Source organism: Mesorhizobium sp. M1A.F.Ca.IN.020.04.1.1, from assembly GCF_003997315.1.
Classification (GTDB): domain Bacteria; phylum Pseudomonadota; class Alphaproteobacteria; order Rhizobiales; family Rhizobiaceae; genus Mesorhizobium.
In genome coordinates this window covers 1-6,076 of the sequence record NZ_RZSN01000252.1, presented here as the reverse complement: position 1 = coordinate 6,076, position 6,076 = coordinate 1, and the positions used below count along the sequence as shown (strand labels likewise).

At 65.0% G+C, this 6,076-nt stretch carries 5 protein-coding genes and 1 pseudogene; 1 reads left to right on the top strand and 5 read right to left on the bottom strand.

What is annotated here, in order from left to right:
• From EOA49_RS33810 to oiaX, 3 genes and pseudogenes are all read right to left on the bottom strand, one after another.
• Positions 1-128: pseudogene (locus EOA49_RS33810) on the bottom strand (triose-phosphate isomerase); the annotation flags it as partial.
• A 55-nt stretch (positions 129-183) separates the two neighbouring features.
• Entirely contained in the window at positions 184-1,515 is a 1,332-nt protein-coding gene (locus EOA49_RS29590) for a four-carbon acid sugar kinase family protein (protein ID WP_127242222.1), read from the bottom strand.
• A gap of 2 nt (positions 1,516-1,517) precedes the next feature.
• A complete protein-coding gene (gene oiaX / locus EOA49_RS29585) occupies positions 1,518-2,768 on the bottom strand; it encodes a 3-oxo-isoapionate-4-phosphate decarboxylase OiaX (RefSeq protein WP_127243516.1) in 1,251 nt (416 codons plus the stop codon).
• Positions 2,769-2,954: 186 nt separating this feature from the next.
• Here oiaX and EOA49_RS29580 point away from each other — a divergent pair, with 186 nt between their 5' ends.
• Positions 2,955-3,668: a transcriptional regulator NanR gene (locus EOA49_RS29580; RefSeq protein ID WP_067325547.1), complete on the top strand. Its 714-nt coding sequence runs from the start codon at positions 2,955-2,957 to the stop codon at positions 3,666-3,668.
• A gap of 6 nt (positions 3,669-3,674) precedes the next feature.
• Here EOA49_RS29580 and EOA49_RS29575 read toward each other — a convergent pair whose 3' ends face one another.
• On the bottom strand, positions 3,675-5,579 hold the full coding sequence (locus EOA49_RS29575; protein ID WP_127243515.1) for a hypothetical protein: 1,905 nt from the start codon (positions 5,577-5,579) through the stop codon (positions 3,675-3,677).
• Positions 5,576-6,076 (bottom strand): Gfo/Idh/MocA family oxidoreductase (locus tag EOA49_RS29570; protein WP_245460839.1); only part of this gene is annotated, 501 nt, incomplete at its 5' end. The genes EOA49_RS29575 and EOA49_RS29570, both read right to left, overlap by 4 nt.

Below are 6,076 nucleotides of genomic sequence, written 5' to 3'. Positions count from 1 at the left end.
ACGAAGCGCTGGATGCGCGGATCGCCTTGCGGGTCGGCAAGCAGGCCACCGGCGAAGGCGCGCGCCTCGCCAAGCGTCTTGTTCATCTTCCAGCTTGTGCCGATCCAGACGTGGGGCATCTGTGTCATTGGTCAGTCCCGTGGCGACAGCGATTTGAATGCGGGTGAGTGCGGCATGGCGCCATCAACCTCCGAGACCGTCACGGATGGCCGAGAAATAGCGATCGGTCCCCACCTGCCCGCCCTTCAGCGCCACCTCCAGACCGTCGATCGCAGCGATGCTCGAATGGGCGACGCAGAGCGGCGAGCCGGGCGATGCAGGCAGCGGCATCCTGACCGTCAGCGCATCGACACCCATCTGGCCGAGCGCGTGGCTGGAGGTGTCGCCGCCGGCAATGATCACGCGCTTCAGCTTCTGCCCCACGCTCAAGGCACGCAGCAGTTCGCCGAGCCCGCGGCCGAGCTTGTGGCGGGCGCCCTCCTGGCGATCGATCTCGGCGCCGCGATCGGCCGAGGGCCCAAGCGCCGTGTAGAGGATGACGCTGCGGCCGGCATCGAGGCTAGCCTTGCCGGCCGCCGCCGCGCGCGCGATCGCCGCGCTCGACGAATGCGAGACAAGCTCGACCGGGTCGACCTCGATGCCGTCGAAGCCGTCGCTCATCGCATGCCGGATCTGCCGTTCCGTTGTTGGCGAGCAGCTGCCCGAGACGACGGCGATGCGGTCGGCCGCTCCGGGTGGCGCGAAACCGGCCGCGGCGCCCGGGGCAGTCTTTCCCGCCCATTCGGCGAGCAGCGCATATTCGATGCCGGAGGAACCGACGACGAAATATCCGCCCGGCTTGCGGGCGCGCCAGATCTCCTTGCCGGCCAACGCTTGGCTCTCGGGACTGTCGACATCGATAAGCAGTATTGCCGCGTCGGCGACCAGCCTGTCGAAGATTGCGGACCTGCCCGGTGAGCGCAGCGTCGCCAGGTCCAGCAGCTCGGAAGGAAGGTCTGTCTGTCGTGACAGATGCACGAGCAAGTCGGATTCATCCATCGGCGTCGCCGGATGGCGGCTCATCACCGGGTGGCGGTCGATACGGTAGTGTCTGTCGCGATAGGCGGCGAACAAATGGCCGAATGCGGTGTAGCGCTTGAGCTGCGGCGCGCCGACCACCAGCGGCACGCAGGCTTGTTCGAACACGGCGCGGCCGATCTCGATCGCCCGGCCGATGCTGCCGATCGTCGGGCTGGAATCGAAGGTCGAGCAGACCTTGTAATGGCAGATCTCGGCCTGAAGCGACTTCAGCCAGGCGAAAGCCCCTTCAAGATGCGTGTCCATCCATTGCGCGGACTCGCTGCGGCTGGTGCCCGCAAGGCCGACGGCGCGGCAATGCGCGAAGCGCGCCATTAGTCCGGCATCCGGCTTGCGCATGAAAAGCACGGTCGGCACACCGCCGAGTTCCAGCGCTTCCATCACGTCGGTCGAGCCGGTGAGGTCGTCGCCATAATAGCTGAGGAGCAGGTTCTGCATGCTCACTCCGCCTTGCCGTCGGCAAATTTCTCGATCGAGCGTGCCAGCTCGACATGGCTCCTCGCGAATTCCCGGAGCGGGATGCCCTCGACCGCTGCCTGCCAGGCCTGCTGCACGGCGCGTACGCCGGCGCCCGGCCCGTCGGGATGGCTGACGATGCCGCCGCCGCACAGATAGAGGAGATCGACTGTGCGCCCCGTGCGCTCATAAGTCTCGGGCGCCTGTCCGCCCCATTGGCCGGAGCCGGCCACCGGCAGGGCGCAATCGTCAGGCGAGAACAGCGGCGTCGTCACCGCCTCGAAGGAGCGGATGAAAGACTCGTCCGGTTCCCAGTATTTCGAGGCGATGCCGTTGATCTGGAACTGGTCGACGCCGAGCAGCCGCCAGAATTGCTGCCAGACCTTGAAATCCATGCCGAGGCCGGGATGGCGGGTAAGGATATCCCAGCCGTTGCGATGCGCGTGCAGCACCAGGCCCGAGCGCTTCCTGAGGTAAGCCATGCCGCCAAAGCCGATGGAGTTGATGTTGATGACCGCGCAATTGCCGCCGGCTTCGAGCACAAGATCGTGGTTGCGCAGCATCTCGTCGGGATCGGCGTGCGAGATGCCGAAGGCATACATCACTTTTTTTCCGGCCTTCTGCTCGTGGTCGAGGATCAGCGGCATGATCGCCTTGACCCGCTCCGACAGCGGCGAATAGGCCGGGCTCATCAGCTTCTCGTCGTCCTTGATGAAGTCGACGCCGGCCTCGATCAGTTCGCCCACCATCTCGGCCGTCTCATGTGGTCGAAGGCCCAGCGCCGGCTTGACGATGGTGCCGATGATCGGGCGGCCTTCAACGCCGGTCAGCCGGCGGCTGCCGGCGACACCGAATTGCGGGCCGGGATGCGCGCCCCTGAATTCCTCAGGCAGCTTCATGTCGACGATGCGGATTCCCGACAGGCCCCGGATCGAATAGGTGCCGCCGATCGCAATCGTCATCAGCGCCGCTAGATCGGTGCCGATCGCATCGAAAGGAAAGGCAATGTCGACATCGGCGCGCTTGAAGGGACCTTTGCCGGCCTCGGGTATCGAAGGGTGCGCTGCGTCGGGCAAAGGCCGGATCGCCAGCACGCGGGCCGCGACGCGCGCCTTCAGCTCCTCCGTCTCGCCAGGCAGCGCGACGAAGGTGCCGGTCGACTGGTCGCTGGCGATCTTGGCCGCCAGCGCCTCGATACTTCCCGAGGTCTCGATCCGGTAGGTGAGGGTGATCATGGCCGGCCATACTCAATTGGAAAGGCAGGAAAAGAATTCCTCGCGCTCGAAATCTGGTATAATGAGTACATAAGCATTGCAAGCAATATCCTGCCGGCGGAGCGCCTCGCGGTACGGCAACGGGCATTCCGGAAATTGCGGCCGCGGTGCTAGATTGAGACTGGGTCAAGGGAGTGATTCGCGGCGATGAACCGTTCGGAACCGATCGTCCGGCGCAAGCTTTCCGACGAAGTCTTCGTCAGGCTGAAGCGCCTGATCACCAGCGGCGAATTGCAGCCGGGCGACGATATGCCGTCCGAGCGCGAGCTGATGGAGCGCTTCGAGGTCGGCCGGCCGGCGATCCGCGAGGCAATGCAGGCGCTGAGCAACATGGGTCTCGTCGCCATCTCGCATGGCGAACGCGCCAAGGTGCTTCAGCTGACAGCCAAGTCCATCATCAAGCAGGTCGATGGCGCCGCCAAGATCATCCTGTCGTCTTCGAAGGACACGCTCGAGCACCTGAAGAGCGCGCGTATCTTCTTCGAGCGCGGCATGGTCAAGGAAGCGGCCGAGAAGGCGACCCCCGAGGACGTGCAGCGGCTGAAGGCAACCGTTGCCGAGCAGCGCGCCGCGCGCGGCGATGCCGAGGCGTTCATCTCCGCCGACATGCGGTTCCACACCCAGATCGCGGCGATTTCCGGCAATCCGATCTATGTCGCGGTCAGCGAGGCGATGCTCGGCTGGCTGAAGGAATATCACACTGAGATGCTGATCTGGACCGGCAAGGAAAAGTTCACGCTGACCGAGCACGAGGAGATCATCGGCTGGATCGAGAAGAAGGACGCCGAACGCGCCGAGAAGGCGATGATCAAGCATCTCGAGCGCTCGCGCGCCCTCTACGTGATGAGCTCCGAGAAATAGCTTCGTTCAGCCGATCCCGGCGATGGCATAGGCTGGCATTGTCAGGCGTCTCAGGGCTTCGCCCCGGTCAAGCCTGCGCGCGCCCGCTCCGTCCCAAATCGTAATCGGACCTGCCGCTTCGCCGGCTAGCGCCGAGGTGTCGACCACCACATCCTCCGGTGTGAGGTTTGCCAGCCAGGCCGTGGTGGCGCCGGCCGGCGAGCAGGCCGCCAGTGCCGCTATGCGATCATCGCTGACGCGTAGGGCGATAAGTGTATTCCCGGCCAGAGCGGCGAGGCCTTGCACCGCGTGGAAGATTGGTCGGGGCCTTCCTTCCTCAGCGGGTTCGTCGGCGGCCGCCAGCACGCCGAATGGCCCCGTGAAGCTGGAGAGCGTCAGCATCTCAAGCCCGGCCGGCGCCACGCGCGCGGCATAGCCGATCGACCAGGCGGCCGCGAACAGTCCGGCATGGCGCGGATCGCGATTTGCCATGGCGATGCGCTGGCCGTGCAAATTGCCCTTGGTCGCGCCGCCATAGGGATTCTGTCGCATGGCAATGGTCGAGGGTCCGATGCGATAAGGCATTGCGCGATAGATCGCCCGCGTCGACTGCGTGATGAATGGCAGCGCCTCCAGCGATTGCATGACGCTGAGATCGTCGGCCGCATGCACGATCGGACAGGTGCAATGGCTGACGAAATCCAGCAGCTCGGCCGGAACGCGCTTGCGGTTGAGTTCGGTGAAATAGCTGAACATGCCGCCGCCGAGCCGGATGCCGGGGAAGGCGCGGCGTGCCGCGGCATAGACATTCTCGAGTGGCGGGCAGGCCGGCCAGACGCTGCCGGGCGGTGTCGACTGCCGGTCGACCGAAGGTGAGACCGCGATGGCATCGAGCCGCAAACCTGCCCGGCGCACCATCTCCGCGACGCCGGACAGTTCCATGTCGAGATCGCCCGCGCAGGCGACCACGCATTCGAGCGTCGTCTTGACAGGGAAGGCGAAGGCGAGCCTGGCATGAGCCTGTAAGGCCTCCAGGCCATGGCCGCGGGTCGGATCGTAGTGAAGGAGAAGCTGCTGCGGGCCAAGCTTATTGAGCAGCGGCAGTTTGCCCACACCCGCCTCGACATCTTCCGGATAGATGACGACGCCGATATCGGGCAGTTTCGCGCCGGTCTCGCCAAGTTCGATGCGGACCGGCTCAACGCCGGTCGCCGCGGCAGTCACCTTGGGGTCGGCAGTTATACGCAGGGTGATCGTCTGCCGATTGGTCTGTCCCGCCGGCAGCACATAGGGCCATGGCAGAGCCAGCGGCCGCACATACGTCTTGTAGGAAGCGTCGGACCAGTTGCGCTGGTCTTCCATTTCGAAAATGTCGCCTTCCATCCGGCACTCGGCGGTAACGCTGGGGGCGACCTGATGGGTGATGGCGCGCATATCCTTGAACGGCTGCCAGGGGTCGATCAGCAGCGGCAGCTTCGTGTCCACCACGCGGCCGTCCGTGTGCTCGACCTTGACCGAACTGCCGGCAAGGCTGGCGATCGGATGCAAGATGCAGAAGCCGCAACGATTGGTCTCGAAATCGCTTTCGGGCAGCGCTTTGACGTCAAAGCTGAGACGGCCATCGGCGTAGCCCTCGATCTTGGCGTCAAAGCCGAGCCGGCTTCCACCCGGACCCTCGCAATTTGCCGAGTAGCGCACCGAGAAGCTCTCATCGCTCTGTTCGATGACAGGGCCTTCCAGCGTCGGCTCATAGGTGCCCCAGTCGCGGTCGCGAACGATATAGGCGATCGCGCGCAGCACCTCGATGCCGCCGTACCGGATTCCACGCAGATTGCCGTTGAGGAAATCGGCGCTGAGCGGGCCTGCGCTCAGCCGGACCGGTTCGGCTTCGATCGCATGCGTACCGTAGAGGAGGAAGGGATGCGCGGTCATTTGAGCAGGTCGTCGATCCGCACGGGCTGCCGGCTGGCGGCACCGGCATAGGCAGCCTCGACCAGCGCGAATGTCTTGAGGTTGTCGGCGCCGGATGTCGCCGGTTCCTTGGCGGTGGCCAGGCAGTCCACCCAATGCTTCTGTATCGCCACGACGCTTTCCTGGATGTTGTGCCATGGCCGCGAAGCCCAGGAAAGCAGTGGCGGTGACACGTCGCGCACTGTGGTGCCGCTCTTGCCGGCGACCGTCAGTTGGTAGCCCTGCGCCAGCCGGATCGTGCCGTCGCTGCCGTCGATCTCGATCAGGGTTTCGGGGAACGGGTCGGCGGCAAGCTTCGTCGCGTAGCTGCAATCGACCACGGAGGTTGCGCCGCCCTCATGATCCATCAGCATCGTTGCCACGTCCTCGCCGGCGATGTTGGGGTTGACGCGCGTGGTGCGCGCGGTGAGGCTCGAAACATCGCCGAGAAGGAAGCGCGCGATGTCCAGGATATGGAT